Raw genomic sequence first — 15,582 nt, 5'->3', positions numbered from 1 at the left:
AGCACCTCGTTCCCAGCCACCCCTGCCTAAAGTTTCGTAAGTTTCCGCCGATGTCCTGACTTACAGGAGCGTGCCCATTCGGGACGCCGGACGCCGGGAGGACATCCCTTGATCATCCAGCCAACCAGCCTCGCCGCCCAGCTATGGGCCGGCGCGGCCTCGGGTACGACCGCCGCCGCGGACAGCTGGCGAGTCGGCGCCCTGCTGTCGGCTCGGGTGATGGGCCAGAACGATGTCGGCAAACTACTCCTGGAGATCGGCGGGTTGACGGTGGAGGCCGATACGGCCGGCACGCAACTGCCCCAGCAATTCCAGGTGCGGGTCCTTACCCAGGGCGCACAGCCCCAGCTCGAGGTGGTGCTCGGCAACGCCGACGAGCGGGTGGCCATGCAAGGCCTGCGTGAGCGCCTGCCCCTCCAGAATGGGTACGCGCCCCTTCTTGGCGTACTTGCCGCCCTCGCGCGCCGGCCGATCGCCCGGGCGTTGCCGGCGCCGTTGCGGGCCGCCCTCGCCACGCTCGAAGCCACGATAAACAAGCCCGCCGAGGTCAGTTCGCCGCTGGGCATGAAGGAAGCGATCGCCAAGAGCGGAACCTTCCTCGAAGCCCATCTCGCCGAACCCAAACGGGAGACCCCGGCGGCCGATGATTTCAAGGCGGCCCTGCTTGCCCTGCGCCGCACGCTGGCCGAGATTCCGGCCGGCCGGCCGGGAGTTTCGACACTGTCACGACCGCTCAGCGATACGCCCCCGCCGCTGGCGCAGCGCTCGTTGGTGGCCCAACCGCGAGCCGCAGAACTGGCGGTGACCGAGGACGATGTCGACGGGCTGGTCAACCAGCTGCGCAGCGACACGCGTGCCGCACTGTCGCGCGTCGAAATCGCCCAACTCGAGTCGCAGCCACATGCTGGCCTGTGGATGATCGAGATCCCCGTCGCGGGCGTCCGTGGCTACGACGTACTTCAGTTGCGTATCGAGGAAGGCGAGCCTGCTCCCGGCGAGCAAGAGGGTCCATGGACGGTCGGCTTCGCCATCGATCCTCCGTCGCTCGGTGCGGTACAGGGTGAGATACAGCTACGCACACCACGTGTGTCGGTACGCCTGTGGGCCCAGCACGCGGAGACCGTCAGCCGCCTCGAAAACGAATTCATGTCGTTGCGCCGGCTGCTCGAGAAAAGTGGACTCGTGCTCGACCATTTCGCCTGCATGCACGGCCTGCCCGCATCGACCAGCGCCTATAGCGCGGTGCTGCTGGAAGCGCGCGCGTGACACAGTCGCTGCCCTCGCCTCGCCGTAGCGTCACGCTACGCCTCGCATCGCCGACCAGCAGCGGGACGAACCAGCGTGTGGACGCGGACGCCGTGAAGGCGATGCTGGAGCGTGCGCAGGCGCTGGGGCTGGCGCCGCAACTCGACCCGCAGATCGCCACGCTGCTCGCGGCGGTGCGCCTGCGCGACGATATACCGCCGGAGTTGTATGCGGCGTTGGCGGCGGTGGTGGGGACGTTGCTGGCTGCGACGGACGAGTAGGTTTTCGCGCGCCAATCGCCGACAAGTCGGCTCCCACAAGAGCAACAATCGCCGACAGGGTCGGCTCCCACCAGGGCGGCCCCGACCTTTGTCTGGAATGAGCTTGCTCTTGTGGGAGCCGACTTGTCGGCGATTGGCTAGCCGATGCCGAGGCCCTGGATGCTCGCCACGCGCGGTTCGAAACCCGCCAACGCCGCGAAGAACTTGCCACGCTCGGTGTAGTCGCGAAACTGATCGAAGCTCGGCGCGCCCGGCGACAGCACTACGCAGCCTTCCCCACCGAGGGCGACACGCGCGGCGGCCACGGCGGCGCCAAGATCCGTGGCGCGGTAGACGTTCGCGATACCGGCCGCCTCCAGCGCATCCGCGATACGCGGACCGTTGCCGCCCTGGCAAATGATCGCTTCCGGCTCGTGCCCGTGCATCGCCTCGACGAACGGCGTCCAGTCGAGGCCACGGTCGTGGCCACCGACGATCAGCGCCGTGCGTTTCGCCCCCACGCTTTCCAGCGCGGCCAGGCTCGCCAGCGGCGTCGTGCTGATGGAGTCGTTGATCCAGGCGAGCCCGTCGCGCTCGCCGAGCGGTTGCAACCGGTGCGGCAAGGGCACGAAGGTCGACAGCGCGGGCGCGGCCGCACGTGCGTCGTAACCCAGGATCTCCAGCGCGGCCAGCGCCGCGCAGGCGTTCACCGCGTTGTGCAGCCCGGGAGCGGACACCCGCTCGGCACGAATGACGTCTTCGCCGTCACGCCGAATCCAGCCGTCGGCCACGTGCCACCCGGTGAGATCGCCGAACGTGTTCAATCCGGGATGATCGGCGGCACGCGACAGCAAGGCGGGCTGTGCCGCGTTCACGAGCACCCGTTCGGATGCCGCGAGCAACTTGAGCTTGTCGTCGACATAGCGCTCGCGCGAGCCGTGCCAGTCGAGATGTTCCTCGTACAGGCTGGTGACGACGCCGAGGGACACGCCCGTCGCCTCGCCGGTCTGGAAACTCGACAGTTCGATCACCCACAGATCGGCACGGGCTTCGTCGAGTTCCAGCAAGGGCAAGCCGATGTTTCCCGCCAGCGCGGTACGTACGCCCAGCGAACGCGCCAGGTGGGCGAGCAAGGCGGACGTCGTGCTTTTGCCCTTGGTGCCGGTGACGGCGATCGTACGCGCGTCGCCATGCGCCGCGAACCACAACGCCGTACCCGAGGTGAAGCGCGTGCCGCGTGCCTTGGCGTCCAGCAATTCCGGCTTGTAGGCGGAAATGCCGGGAGACTTGACGACGACATCGAACGCGGCCAGCGCATCGGCATCGGGTGCGGCACCGTGCACACGCACCGAAGGAAAGGCGGCTTTTGCCGCGTCCACCTCGTCAGCCGCGCAATAGAGTTCGATCGCCTGGCCCGGCAGGCGCCGCGCCAGCGCATTCAGCGCCGCGCGACCTTCCCGGCCGAACCCCCAGACGGCTATCCGCCGGCCTTCGAGTTCAGCCCAGCGCATCCAGCGCTCCGAGCAGGCGCTGCGGCACCAGATGCGACGCACCGGATTTGAGCCAGGGTTCGAGTGCCAGCTCGGAACGATCGAGCTGGGGAAGGATTTCGCTGCGGAAGCGCGCGACCAGCGCGTCCTCGCGCCATTCCGGCCGTTCGGCCAGCGCGGCCATGGCGGCGCGTGCCTCGGCACCCTCGCCGACGCACTCGAACGGCTTGTGGTCCTTGTATTCCAACAGCGCATCGAACGCGCCTGCCAGCTCTTCGTCATCGAGCAGGTTGCGACCGAAGATCGACAGCAACCGCGGCTTGGCCATGAAGGGCGCCAACGCCAGGAAAACGAAATGGCACTTCGGACACTGCCCGCACCAGCGATCGGCGGGTTTCGGCCCGAGGATGCGGAAATTGCGGTTGCAGCTGGAGAAGACGTTGAAGTACTCGCCACCCAGCCGGGCGAACGCGCTGGTCACGGCCAGCTCCGACCACGGACGCAGCAGCGAGCAGTAATCGAGATCGGCGGCCACGTGCGTGTGCAGGTAGTCGTGCAAGGTCTTCTCGAAGCCGAAGCCCTTGCTCCACTGGTGGTTCACTTCCTGGCCTTCGTATTCCAGCGTGGCCACCGAGGCGGAACGTTCGTTGGCGAAGACGATGGAGTCGTACCCATAGAGGATCGCCGCCACCACGAGGATCACCGAGTTGATCGCGGTGACGGGGATATGCCCGTTCCACGCGCCAAGGCGGTTCAACTCGAAAAGGCCGGGCGCGAGTTCGCGCGAGATATTCAACGTGGGAAGACCCGTGCGCGCCGCGCACTCCGCGATCAGCGGCGAGTTACCCACCCATACAGCGGCGGCTTCGGCACCGACGGACTTGACCGCTTCGACCGCCACCACCGAATCCTTGCCGCCACCTATCGGAAGCAACGAACGCTTCGGAAGACCGATAGCCGGGGCGGCCACGCGACCCTTGCGCTCGAAGGGAAACGCGATACGCCCGCGCAGGTCCAGGCGGTTGCGATAGGCGAACTCGGCCAGGCCGTGCAGGTACAACGCATCGAGCATCGCTGCGCCGTCCTCGTCGAGCGCCTCGCCCTCGACGACGATCGCAGGAGGAATGCCCGCCTTGTAGTAGCTGACGCCGGCGACCAGGTGAAGCAGGCGCAGGGCCGCGGCGAACGCCGCCTCGCTACCCGCCGGCACCGCGGGGGCACCGGGAAAGGTCACGCGTTCGATCAGCTCCGGACCGCCGTCGAAGGCGTAGACCAGTTCGGCCACGCCATCGACGAACGCATGCCGGACGAAACGAAAACGCTCGCTCGCGCGCGGATCGGTAAGCGTGGCGGTCACGGCAGCAAGACCTCGTCGGCTTCGTCGCGAAGGTTGTAACGGGAGGACATCGCGGCGCCGTATGCGCCACCCTGGGCGATGAGGATCACGTCGTTTTCCTTCGACTCGGGCAGGCGGCGATCGGAACCGAGGATGTCGCCCGACTCGCAGATCGGACCCACCACCTGGTACATCGTGGTCGCGGGCTCGCCGAACCGGGAAAGGTTGGCGATCTCGTGCCAGGCATCGTAAAGCGCCGGGCGGATCAGGCTGTTCATGCCGGTATCGAGGCCGAGGTAGCGCACGTTCGCGCCCTTCTCCTTCTCCTGCGTGACCTTCGCCAGCAAGACACCGGCATCGGCCACCAGGTAACGGCCCGGCTCCATCCACAACTGGAATTGCGGGTACGCCTGGTGCACCGAGGTGAGCACTCGGTCGAGCGCGGCCATGTCCAGTGCCGTCTCGCCAGGATGCGACGGCACGCCGAGGCCACCGCCGATGTTGAGCACCGAGATCGTGCCGATGCGTTCGGCCAGCGCGGCGAGCTGCGAATAGACCTCGCCCCAGTGCGCCGCGTCGAGGATGCCGGAGCCCAGGTGCGCATGCAGGCCGATCACCCGCGCACCCGCCGCGTCGGAGAGGCGCAGGAAGCGATCCAGGTGCTCGATCGGCACGCCGAACTTGCTGCCGGTACCGCCGGTCTTCACCTTCTCGTGGTGGCCCAGGCCGCGACCCAGGTCGACGCGCAGCATGATGTCGCGCCCGGCGAACATATCGCCCCAATGCTCGATCGGATGCAGCGCGTCGATGGTGATCGTCGCCCGTGTCTGCAAGGCGGCCTCGAAATCGCGGCGGGCCGCGAAGTTCGGGGTGAACAACAGTGGCACGTCGTCCGGTACCGCGGCCGAAACCGCCGCCAGTTCACCCGGCGAAACGCATTCGAAGGCGAAGCCTTCCTCCGCCAGCACCTTGAGAATGCCCGGATGAGTGTTCGCCTTCACCGCGTAGTGCGCGCGATCGACGGCCTTCAACGACTTCACGCGGCGTGCCTGCGCGCGCACCGTCGGCAAGTGGTAGACGTAGCGGGGGGTGCGTTCCTGGGCCAGCCGCATCAAGGCGGGCCGTTCGCCCTGCCACCATGCGGCGCTCGGCAATACCTGTTCACCGGCACCGTAGAGCGCCTGCCAGGAGGGACCGAAGACGACGCTGTCGTCCGTACGCAGCGCACCGGCGCCGATCAGCAGTTCGTGCAGGCGAGGCAGCATGTCATCCACCACATCCTCGTCGACGACGAAGGTCAGGTTGAGGTTGTTCGACGACTGCGAGATCAGGTGCACGCGTAACTGGCCGAACTCGGCCAGTACGCCCGACAGCTTGTGCAGCATCGAACGCATCCCGCGGCCGACGAGGGTGATGGCCGCGCACGGCGCGATCACCTTCACCCGGCAGACGCGGGCCAGATCCGCCGCCAGCGCGGCGATCGCATCGGAATCGAGCAGGTTTTCGGTCGGGTCGAGCGATACCGTGACGTTGGTTTCCGCCGAGCCGATCAGGTCCACCGACAGGCCATGGCGCTTGAAAGCGTCGAACACGTCGGCGAGGAAGCCGACCTGCTGCCACATGCCGACCGATTCCATCGACACCAGGGTGATGCCCTTGCGCGCGCTGATCGCCTTGATGCTCGGCGCGTGCTCGCGCACTTCGGGGCCGATCGAGGTGCCTTCCAGCTCGGGCCGGTTGGTATCCTTGATCAGCAGCGGGACGCGCGGTTCGCGCAGTGGGGACAGGCAGCGCGGGTGCAGGACCTTGGCGCCGGTGGAGGCGATTTCCTGCGCCTCTTCGTAGTCGAGCCGCTGCAACAGGCGCGCGCCGGCGACCTGGCGCGGGTTCGCGCTGAACATGCCGGCCACGTCGGTCCATATTTCCACGCGCGACGCCGCCAGCAGCGCACCGAAATAGGCGGCCGACGTATCCGAACCGCCGCGTCCGAGCAGGACCGTGCGTCCGCTTTCGTCCTGCGCGATGAAGCCCTGCGTGATGAACACGTCACCGCGTTCCGCCAGCGCCGCGGCAATCGCCGCATCGTGGTGCGGCTCCACCATGGCCGAAAGCAGGCGCGTGCGTTCGTTCTGGTTGGGCAACACCACCGAACGCAGGCACTCGCGGGCGTCGACCCAGGTGGTCGCCAACCCGTTGGCGGAGAGGAAGGCCGCGCCGAGCGCGCTGGACATCAGCTCGCCATGCGCCTGCACTCGCGCCTGCCAGGCCAGTTCGCCAAGATCCGCGGCACCGGCCTCGGCGAGCAGCGCCAGGTCGGCAAGCCGGGCACCGAGCGTTTGCGGCATCGCCAGCGACATCTCGGCAAGCAGGGCATGGTGGCGATCGGCCAGTGCGGCGGCCGCATCCGAGCGGCGTTTGGGTTCCGTGTGCGTGCAAAGCTGTTTCAGGCCGTCGGTGATGCCGGACAGGGCCGAGACCACGATCAGCACGCGCGCGCCTTCGGCGCGGCGGCTGGCGGCCAGTTCAAGGATATTGCGCCAGCGCGCGGCGGTGGCCACGGAGGTGCCGCCGAACTTCATGACGATCCAGGGCGCGTTGAGGGGCAACGGCGCGTTTGCGTTTTCGCTCACGGGACTCTTTGGGCTGGTGGGGAAAGCGTTGGCCGGCCAAACCGGCAAATCCCCCGAAGTGTTGCGCCGCAACGGCAAAAACGCAATCAATCGCCCTTGTGCGCGATCTGGGCCATGCGCTGGGCATCGGCGAGGATGCCGTGCAGGATGCGCAGCTCGCGCGGCTCGGGGCGGGCACGCAGGAAGAGCTTGCGCAGCTTCAGCATGATCGTCGTCGGCGAGCGGCCCTTGTGGAACTCGATGTCGTCGAGCGCCTGGCCCAGGTGGGTGAAGAACCGCTCCATCTGCTCGGCATCCGCCGGCGCCTCGTCGGGATCGACTTCGGCCACGACCGGCACCCCCGGTTCCTCCGCCAACAGCGCCGTACGCAGTTCATAGGCCACCACCTGCACCGCCTGCGACAGGTTCAACGAACTGAAATCGTCGACGCTCGGAATCCGCACCATGGCATGGCAACGCGCCAGTTCGTCGTTTTCGAGTCCCGTTCGCTCGTTGCCGAATACCAGCGCCACCTGCTCGCCCCGGCGGGCGGCGGCGATCGCCTGGGCCGCTCCTTCGCGCGGGTCCAGTTCCGGCAGGTTCACGCCGCGGCGGCGGGCGGACAGGCCGAGGGCGAAGGTGGCACCCGCGAGGCCGCCGACCAGGTCGTCGTGGATCGCCGCATGGTCCAGGACGTCGTCCGCACCGGCCGCCAACGCCGTCGCCTCGGGGTCCGGGAAGCGGTGCGGCGCCACCAGGGTCAGCCGGTCGAACCCCATCGTGCGGATCGCGCGCGCGGCCGAGCCGATATTCCCCGAGTGGGAGGTGCGGACGAGGACGAAACGAAGGCGGTCATGGAGATCGGAAAGGGCCATGGGTGGCGGACGATTGGCGGGAGGACCGGAAAGTCTACAACGGCAATGACTTGGGCGAGGCGCGACAGGGTGGTAAACTCTGCGGCCGATGCGGCTTCGACCGCCTCCCATGTTCTTTTACCAAGCCGATCCCATGCCCAGACCCGCCGTCAATGTCGCGGCGCGCGCCGCGCGCTCCGCAGGAAACATCATCCTGCGCTATATGAATCGCATCGAAGGCCTTGCGGTCGTCGAAAAGCAGCGTATGGACTTCGCCTCCGAGGTCGACCGCCTCGCCGAAGCCGAGATCGTCAAGGAACTTCGCCGTGCCTATCCCACCCATGCCATCCTGGGTGAAGAGTCCGGGCAGATCGGCAAGGGGCCGCTGACCTGGGTCATCGATCCGCTCGACGGCACGCACAACTACCTGCGCGGCATCCCCCACTTCTGCGTCTCGATCGCCCTGGTCGAGAAGGGTGAACCCGTCTATGGCGTGGTCTTCGACCCGTTGCGCGATGAACTGTTCACGGCGAGCAAGGGCGATGGTGCCTACCTCAACGACCGTCGCATCCGCGTCGGCAAGCGCGAAGGCCTCGCCGGGGCGCTGATCGCCACGGGCTACCCCTACCGGGCGCGCAACCACCTCGACGCGCAGCTGTCCATGACGGCCGCCCTGCTCAAGGACGCCGAGGACATCCGCCGCATGGGCTCGGCCGCGCTCGATCTGGCCTACGTGGCCGCCGGCCGCGTCGACGGTTTCTTCGAGCCCGGGCTCAACGTGTGGGATATCGCCGCGGGCGCCCTGCTCGTGCGCGAGGCCGGCGGCGTCTATGGCGATTTCGCCGGCCGCGAAGGCCTGCCGGAGAGCGGCAACATCATCGCCGCCAATCACAAGGTGGCCGCCGCCATGACCGAGGTCATCGGCGCCAACGCCACGCCCCGTCTCCTCGGCGTGTAGTCAGAAGGCGTGTAGTCGGAAGGCCGGCGCCACGGGATAAACCCTCGCGCTGGCCCCTTCCCCGCGCCTACATACTCACGTGGGCACCGCCTCCTAATCTGTCGCTGGCGAACCGGATGTTCGCTTCCCCTACGACGGATCAAGGAAAAACCCGTGCCATCCCCCACTCAAAACCTCGGCCGCCTGTCGGCCGTGCTTTCGCTCGCCCTCGCTTCGACCTGTCTCGCCCCGACGGCCATGGCCGAGGTACGCACGATGATCGTCACGTCCGATCCCCAATATCCCTGGACGGCGAAGACGGACGCCCGCATACCCCAGGACGATGCCGAACGCGACGCGGAATCCCAGGCATTGATCGAAGAGCAATACCGCAGCATCGTCGCTTACCGCGCGGCCCGCCCGGGCCAGGACATCCCCGTGTTCGTCAATGGCGATCTCACCGCCTATGGCCACGGGGCGCAGCGCGCCACGATGGAGCGCTTGCTGAAGATCCTCGGCGACAACGTCCACCTCGGCCTCGGCAACCACGATTACGAGAACAACATACGCAACGACCAGGGCGAAGGCTGCTACAACAACGGCTGCGCGCGGGACAGCATCACCGACCTCGTTCGCCATGTGACGAAGAAGCGGGGCGTCGTCTCGTTCGACTTCGCGGTCCAGCCGGGCGCGTTCAGCACCCGCTACGTGGGCAGCCTCGCCTACGCCGTGCGCACGCCGGGACTCGACCGCGTGCTGCACATGCAACTCAACAACCGCCCGACCTACGCGGTTTCGTTCGACACGACCGAAGGCATCGTCCCTGCACGGTACGACATCGAATCCTCGGTGCCATGGCTGTACAACCTGCTTGGCGAACACCTGAGCGTGCCGCCCTTCGGCACGCCCTCGGATCGTGCCTATGACTTCGCCATCGTCCACATGCACAACCCCGATGCGTTCAACGGCGACTTCGCCCGCACCGTGTCAGGCGTCGACGTGGCGGCCATCTTTGCCGGCCACTTGCACCGTAACTTCGGGTATTACAGGAACATCGGCAGCGTGCCGGTCTATCTCAGCGGCTCCGCTTCGCAGCGTACGTACCTGGTGGTGGAACACGATACCGACGAGGCGGTGCTTCGGGTATACGGCGTGCGCGACAACGATCCGGAGCGCAAGACGCTGATCGACACCGTGCCCACCCGGCGTGCGGGCTGAACTCAGTCGTCCTTGAGCAGGTTGCGCAGGAAAGGCACCGTCACTCGCCGCTGCGCGGCGAGTGACGCGCGGTCCAGTGTATCGAGCAGGTCCAGCAAGGTACCCAGGTCTCGCGCGTGATGCGCGAAAAGCCAGTCCAGCACCACGTCGTCCAGCTCGATGCCACGCGCCGCGGCTTGCTCGCGCAGCACGCCGCGGCGTTCCGCGTCGGCCAGCGGTTTCAGCACCGCCTGGGTCAACGAACCCAGCCTCGAACGCAGGTCGGGCAAGGCGATATCCAGCGATACCGGCGCACCCGCCGCCGAGAACAGCAGGGTGCATCCGTCCGCACGATACCGGTTGAACGTGTCGAACAACGCATGCTCCGCATCGTCCTCGCCGGCGATGGAATCGATGTCGTCGATCGCCAGCACATCGCTGCCCGCCATGCCGCGAATCGCCACCGCGCGCGATCCCCGCAAACCGGCCAGCGGCAGGTACTGGGCCGTGCGGCCAGCGTCGATCGCCGCCTGGCATGCGGCGATCAAGAGGTGGGTACGGCCACTGCCCAAGGGGCCGGCCAGGAACACCCATGGCGCGGAGCGGTCCACCGCCGCGGCGCGAACGGCTTCCACGGCCACCGCGTTATCGCCAGGATGGAAGTGCTCGAAGCGCTGGCGTCGCGGCCAGCGCAATGCGAGGGGAAGCTGGGCCGTCATGGATGGCCGTCGCCGGGCAACGGAGGCTGGTCATGCCGCGTATTCACGGTGACATCGACATCCACATCGACTTCCACCTGTTCGGTGGACGCGTCCGCGGCGGGTTCCATGTAGAGGTCGCTCTCACGGTAACGCGCGAAGACATAGCGCATCAGCACCACCACCACGGAGGCGGCGGGCAGCGCCAGCAGCACACCGAGGAACCCGAAGAGGTGGCCACCCGCCAGCACGGCGAAGATCACCGCCACCGGATGCAGGCCGATCTTGCCGCCAACCAGGCGTGGCACGAGTACGTAGCCTTCGAGCAACTGGCCGATGGTGAACACCACTCCGACGAGGATCACGTGCGTCCAGTCGCCGTATTGCACCAGCGCCGCGATCAGCGCCGCGACGAAGCCGATCATGAACCCCAGGTAGGGAACGAAGCTGAGCAGGCCCGCGACCATGCCGATCAGTGGACCGATGGAGATACCCACCAGGGTGAGGCCCAGTCCGTAGAACACGCCCAGCGCCAGCATCACCAGCAGCTGGCCGCGGACGAAGGCACCGAGCACCTGGTCCGATTCGCGCGACAGGTGGACGACGGTCGGCTCGATCGAGCGCGGCAGCAGGCGCTGGATGTGCGCGATCATCGTGTCCCAGTCGCGCAGGAGGTAGAACGCCACGACGGGAATCAGCACGGCGTTGGTGATCCAGGTGACCACGCCCATGCCCGACTGGGTGACCTTGGCGACCGCCTTGGCGGCGATGCTCCCCACCGAGCCGATATGCTCGCGGATCGTCGCCAGCAGGCTGTCGGTATCGAACACGTTCGGGTCCAGCCGCAGGCGTGTCTGGATCCACGGCAGGGCCGTGCCGCGCACCCAGTCCACGTAGTGCGGGAGGTTCTCGGCGAGGTTCTCGAACTGGTGCTGGATCAGCGGGATGAGCAGGAGCACCACGCCGACGAAGACCAGCGAGATCACGGTGAACACGATGCTCACCGCCCAGGTGCGGCCCATGCCCAGCCGCTGCAGGCGATCGGCGAGCGGGTCGCCGAGGTAGGCGAGCATGGCCGCGATGGCGAACGGCATCAGCACCGGTGCCAGCAACCAGATCACGAAGATGATGACGGCGGTGATCGCAAGCAGTTGCCAGCGGCGCGAGGTGTCGTGGTTCATGCGAATCCTGATTCGTCGTAGGGGGTCACGGGACCCAGCGCACGGCGAGGTCGGCGCCATCGTGTGCATCGGCCGCCAGTATGTGGCCACCGGCCGCGTAGGCCGCCACCAGGCGTGCCAACGGCGCGCTGGCGTTCACATTGAGCAGCACGCCGTCGGCCGTGGCACCGACGGGTGCCACCGACTTGACCGAAGGATCGTTCTGGAAGGTCGCCAGCAAACCGGCGTAATCGGCCGCCGAACGCAGGCCGGTCACCCAGACCTTGCCGCTGGAACTGCCACCCTGGGTGGCCGCGAACTGCCGGTCGAGCTTGTCGGCCATGGCATTCGCGCCATTGGCGAGCAGCGCGGCGCGGGCCTCGCCACTGTCTTTCCAGGTGCCGGTGCGGCCGGCGGAAACGAGGGTCCAGTCGGCCTGGTCATCACCGATCTTGCCGACCAGGACCATGGCGGTGTTGTACCGGCGGGCGACGGTCGCCACGGCACCGGGATCGCCCTGGGCGATGGCCGCCGGATCGGGGAGCGAGTCGGCCTTGGGCACGACGATCTGGTAACCACGGGTATCGGCCATCTGCGCCAACGGCACCAGGTCCTGCTGGCCGAGAAGCTTGCCGCTCGCATCGCGGGCGATCACCAGGACGGGCGGCTTCGGCGCCGCGACCGACGCGTCGCCTACCGCCAGCACCCGGCGGATCGCGCCGGGATCGAAGACGATATCGAGACTCAACGGGGCCCCATTGGCACCGCCGGTGCGTGCGTACTGATACTGCTGGACGAGCCCACCAGGCTGCTTCATGGCCTCCGCATAGCCGGGTTTCCCCCGGGGATCGGCCCCGTTGGAAGCCCGGGCGAGCACCTGGGTGAGCCCCGTGGCGAAGGCCTGGTCGCGTACGGCGGCGCTGGTATCGGCCACCGGCACCGTCACCGTGTAGATCGATGTCTGCGCCAAGGCGGAGCCGGCGCAGGCCACCACGATGAGCATCCATAAAGCGAGGAAACGGGCTGGGCGCATGGTCGTGGCATCCCTTTGTGAAGGCGGGAAGTCTGCCCAAACCTTGGCATGGCGTCCATCCAGGCCATGTGCAGGAGCCGGCCGCACCACCGCTTGCTGCTATCATGCGCGGTTTCCAATACGTGCCGGAACCGCTTATGTCCTCCGACCAGGGCTCCCTCACCTACCGCGACGCGGGCGTCGACATCGATGCCGGCAACGCCCTCGTCGAGCGCATCAAGCCGATGGTCAAGCGGACCTTCCGGCCCGAGGTGATGGGCGGACTCGGTGGCTTCGGCGGGCTGTTCGACCTGTCCGGCCGCTACAAGGAACCGGTGCTGGTCTCGGGCACGGACGGCGTAGGCACCAAGCTCAAGCTCGCCCAGCAACTCGGCCGCCACGACACCATCGGCATCGACCTCGTCGGCATGTGCGTCAACGACGTGCTCGTGCAAGGGGCCGAACCGCTTTTCTTCCTCGACTACTTCGCCACCGGCAAGCTCGACGTCGACACGGCCGCCTCGGTCATCAGCGGCATCGCCCGTGGTTGCGAACTGGCGGGATGCGCCTTGATCGGCGGTGAAACGGCCGAAATGCCGGACATGTATCCGCCCGGCGAGTACGACCTCGCGGGTTTCACCGTCGGCGCCGTGGAAAAGTCCGCGATGAACGACGGTTCGTCCATCGTCGCGGGCGACGTCGTCCTCGGCGTGGCCTCGTCCGGTCCGCATTCGAACGGCTACTCGCTGATCCGCCGGATCCTCGAGCGCGCCGGTTCGCCGCTGGACGCCGAGGTCGGTGGCGTGAAACTGGTCGATGCGCTCATGGCGCCGACCACGATCTACGTGAAGCCCATGCTCGAGTTGATCGCCAAGGTGGACGTGCACGGCATGGCCCACGTCACCGGTGGTGGGCTCAAGGAAAACATCATCCGCGTGGTGCCCGACGGCCTCGGCCTGTCGATCGACGCTTCCTCCTGGGAACTGCCGCCGGTGTTCCAGTGGCTGCAGCGCGAGGGCAACGTGGCGTCCGAGGAAATGTGGCGCACGTTCAACTGCGGCATCGGCTTCACGGTGCTGCTCGCGCAGGACCAGGTGGCGGCGGCGAAGGCATTGCTTGCCGGTCACGGCCTGGACACCTGGGTCATCGGTTCGGTCGTCGCCGCTTCGGGCGACGAGCGCGTCCACATCGCCTGACACCTCGCGTGGAACGCCGTCTGCGCATCGCCGCGCTCGCCTCCGGACGCGGCAGCAACCTTGCCGCGCTCATCGCCGCCCGTGACGCCGGCCGGTTGCCGGTGGAGTTCACCCTCGTGGGCAGCGACAAGGCGCAAGCCGGCGCGTTGCGTGTCGCCGCGGCGGCGGGCATCCCCTCGGTCGCGCTGAATCCCAAGGACTATGCCAGCCGCGCGGACTTCGACGCCGCCCTGTTCGGCCGCGTGGCCGACAGCGGGGCCGAATTGCTCGTTCTCGCCGGTTACATGCGGATCGTCGATGCCGCGGTCGTGGACGCCTGGGAAGGCCGGGCGATCAACGTCCATCCTTCCCTGCTGCCCAAATATCGCGGCCTGCACACGCATCGCCGCTGCCTCGAGGCGGGCGACGTGGAGCACGGCGCCAGCGTGCACTTCGTCACCGCCGAGCTGGACGGTGGTCCGGTGGTCGCCCAGGCGCGCATTCCGGTGCATCCGGGCGATAGCGAGACCGATCTCGCCGAACGCCTGCTGGTCGAGGAACACCTTCTGCTACCCGCCGTGGTCGGCGCGATCGCCTCCGGCCGCCTGCGCTGGGACCGCGGCCCCGTGTTCGACGGCGCGCCCCTGACCCAGCCCCTGGCCCTGACGGACCTCTGACACCCCGCCAGGGGTAAGACCAGAGGTAGGACCCATGTTGGCAAGGCCCATGTGGGAGCCGATTCATCGGCGATGGGTGCTTGCTCCAGCCTGGCCCGCCGCCGCGGGATCGCCGATGAATCGGCTCCCACAGTAAAAATCGGGCTCCCCTTGATCGCCGGGAGCTCCCTCCGACCGCCAGGCTGTCGCCCCGCATTCAGCCGCCCCGGCTAAACTCGGTGGCATGACGACCAAGACCCTTCTCCGCGCCGGCCTCGCGCTGGCCTTCGCCCTGCCCGCCGCCGCTTTCGCCGCCGACGTGCCGCAGTCGTTCACCGCTACGTATCAGGTGCTCAAGGATGGCGGCCCGCTGGGCGAAGCCACCGTCACGCTGAAACCGGCGGGCAACGGGCAGTTCGAGTATTCGAACCAGACCAAGGGCACCTCGGGCCTCGCCGCCATGCTCGGTGCCAATGTGGCGGAGACCTCGCGCTTCACGTGGGCCGGACAGGTGCCCCAGGCGGTGAGCTACCACTACCAACTGGACGCCGCGGTGAAGTCGAAGACCCGCGACCTCACCGTGCAGGGCGGTACCGTGCAGGTGCAGGACAACAAGAAGAGCTTCAGCTATGCCGCCGTGCCGGGCATGGTCGAACGCAATACCTTGCCGCTCGCGCTCGGGCTCGCGCTACGTTCGGGCCAGCAACAGGTAGCGCTGCCGGTGGCGGTGAAGCAGGCGGTGGAGAACCAGCAGTTCAAGGTGTCGGGCAAGGAAAAGGTCACCGTGCCCGCCGGCTCGTTCGACGCCGTCCGCGTGGATCGCACCGATGCGGACCGCGGTTTCAACGCGTGGTACGTGCCCGCCAAATTCCCGGTTCCGGTGAAGCTGGCGCAGAAGGACGGCGGCGACCTCACCATGGAACTGGTGAAGTTCGAGGGCCGCTGATCGCCGA

14 protein-coding genes are annotated in these 15,582 nt (G+C 67.5%); 7 read left to right on the top strand and 7 right to left on the bottom strand.

Annotated elements, in window-relative coordinates; genetic code table 11:
• Window positions 1–108: 108 nt before the first annotated feature.
• Together AB6730_RS16245 and AB6730_RS16240 are read left to right on the top strand one after the other, a co-directional pair.
• On the top strand, window positions 109–1,266 hold the full coding sequence (locus AB6730_RS16245; protein ID WP_371024653.1) for a flagellar hook-length control protein FliK: 1,158 nt from the start codon (window positions 109–111) through the stop codon (window positions 1,264–1,266).
• The gene (locus AB6730_RS16240) at window positions 1,263–1,526 is read left to right on the top strand and encodes a flagellar biosynthesis protein (protein WP_371024652.1); all 264 of its coding nucleotides are present in this window, start codon (window positions 1,263–1,265) and stop codon (window positions 1,524–1,526) included. Before AB6730_RS16245 ends, AB6730_RS16240 begins: the two co-directional genes overlap by 4 nt.
• A 137-nt stretch (window positions 1,527–1,663) precedes the next feature.
• Here the strand turns inward: AB6730_RS16240 and murD are convergent, their stop codons facing one another.
• The 4 genes from murD to AB6730_RS16220 all read right to left on the bottom strand — a co-directional run bounded on the left by murD (window position 1,664) and on the right by AB6730_RS16220 (window position 7,815).
• Window positions 1,664–3,016, bottom strand: coding sequence for a UDP-N-acetylmuramoyl-L-alanine--D-glutamate ligase (gene murD, locus AB6730_RS16235; protein ID WP_371024651.1), 1,353 nt, complete (start codon window positions 3,014–3,016; stop codon window positions 1,664–1,666).
• Window positions 3,003–4,352 (bottom strand): UDP-N-acetyl-alpha-D-muramoyl-L-alanyl-L-glutamate epimerase, encoded by a 1,350-nt coding sequence (gene murL, locus AB6730_RS16230; protein WP_371024650.1) that lies wholly within the window; start codon window positions 4,350–4,352, stop codon window positions 3,003–3,005. Before murL ends, murD begins: the two co-directional genes overlap by 14 nt.
• Window positions 4,349–6,910, bottom strand: coding sequence for a bifunctional aspartate kinase/diaminopimelate decarboxylase (locus tag AB6730_RS16225; RefSeq protein ID WP_371024702.1), 2,562 nt, complete (start codon window positions 6,908–6,910; stop codon window positions 4,349–4,351). The genes murL and AB6730_RS16225 overlap by 4 nt, the downstream gene beginning before the upstream one ends.
• Window positions 6,911–7,047: 137 nt before the next feature.
• A complete protein-coding gene (locus tag AB6730_RS16220; protein WP_371024649.1) occupies window positions 7,048–7,815 on the bottom strand; it encodes an RNA methyltransferase in 768 nt (255 codons plus the stop codon).
• Between the two features lie 133 nt (window positions 7,816–7,948).
• Between AB6730_RS16220 and AB6730_RS16215 the strand changes: the two genes are divergently transcribed.
• Window positions 7,949–8,752, top strand: coding sequence for an inositol monophosphatase family protein (locus AB6730_RS16215; RefSeq protein WP_371024648.1), 804 nt, complete (start codon window positions 7,949–7,951; stop codon window positions 8,750–8,752).
• A 153-nt stretch (window positions 8,753–8,905) separates the two neighbouring features.
• On the top strand, window positions 8,906–9,949 hold the full coding sequence (locus AB6730_RS16210; protein WP_371024647.1) for a metallophosphoesterase: 1,044 nt from the start codon (window positions 8,906–8,908) through the stop codon (window positions 9,947–9,949).
• Between the two features lie 2 nt (window positions 9,950–9,951).
• On the opposite strand, the gene hda is transcribed toward AB6730_RS16210, so the two are convergent.
• Genes hda through AB6730_RS16195 form a run of 3 tightly spaced genes read right to left on the bottom strand, consistent with a single transcriptional unit; the run spans window position 9,952 to window position 12,819 of the window.
• Window positions 9,952–10,647, bottom strand: a complete 696-nt coding sequence (gene hda / locus AB6730_RS16205) for a DnaA regulatory inactivator Hda (protein WP_371024646.1) — start codon at window positions 10,645–10,647, stop codon at window positions 9,952–9,954.
• The gene (locus tag AB6730_RS16200) at window positions 10,644–11,807 is read right to left on the bottom strand and encodes an AI-2E family transporter (protein WP_371024645.1); all 1,164 of its coding nucleotides are present in this window, start codon (window positions 11,805–11,807) and stop codon (window positions 10,644–10,646) included. The genes hda and AB6730_RS16200 overlap by 4 nt, the downstream gene beginning before the upstream one ends.
• A 25-nt stretch (window positions 11,808–11,832) precedes the next feature.
• Window positions 11,833–12,819: a DUF2066 domain-containing protein gene (locus AB6730_RS16195; RefSeq protein ID WP_371024644.1), complete on the bottom strand. Its 987-nt coding sequence runs from the start codon at window positions 12,817–12,819 to the stop codon at window positions 11,833–11,835.
• A gap of 137 nt (window positions 12,820–12,956) precedes the next feature.
• Here AB6730_RS16195 and purM point away from each other — a divergent pair, with 137 nt between their 5' ends.
• The 3 genes from purM to AB6730_RS16180 all read left to right on the top strand — a co-directional run bounded on the left by purM (window position 12,957) and on the right by AB6730_RS16180 (window position 15,575).
• The gene (purM, locus tag AB6730_RS16190) at window positions 12,957–13,994 is read left to right on the top strand and encodes a phosphoribosylformylglycinamidine cyclo-ligase (RefSeq protein WP_371024643.1); all 1,038 of its coding nucleotides are present in this window, start codon (window positions 12,957–12,959) and stop codon (window positions 13,992–13,994) included.
• A gap of 8 nt (window positions 13,995–14,002) precedes the next feature.
• Window positions 14,003–14,650, top strand: a complete 648-nt coding sequence (gene purN, locus AB6730_RS16185) for a phosphoribosylglycinamide formyltransferase (RefSeq protein WP_371024642.1) — start codon at window positions 14,003–14,005, stop codon at window positions 14,648–14,650.
• 223 nt (window positions 14,651–14,873) lie between these two features.
• The gene (locus AB6730_RS16180) at window positions 14,874–15,575 is read left to right on the top strand and encodes a DUF3108 domain-containing protein (protein ID WP_371024641.1); all 702 of its coding nucleotides are present in this window, start codon (window positions 14,874–14,876) and stop codon (window positions 15,573–15,575) included.
• The last annotated feature ends 7 nt before the right edge of the window (window positions 15,576–15,582 follow it).

The organism is Luteibacter sp. RCC_6_2, from assembly GCF_041360655.1.
In the GTDB taxonomy this organism is placed as follows: domain Bacteria; phylum Pseudomonadota; class Gammaproteobacteria; order Xanthomonadales; family Rhodanobacteraceae; genus Luteibacter.
Note: the sequence above shows the minus strand (reverse complement) of the source record. Positions and strands in the feature narration are given on the sequence as shown.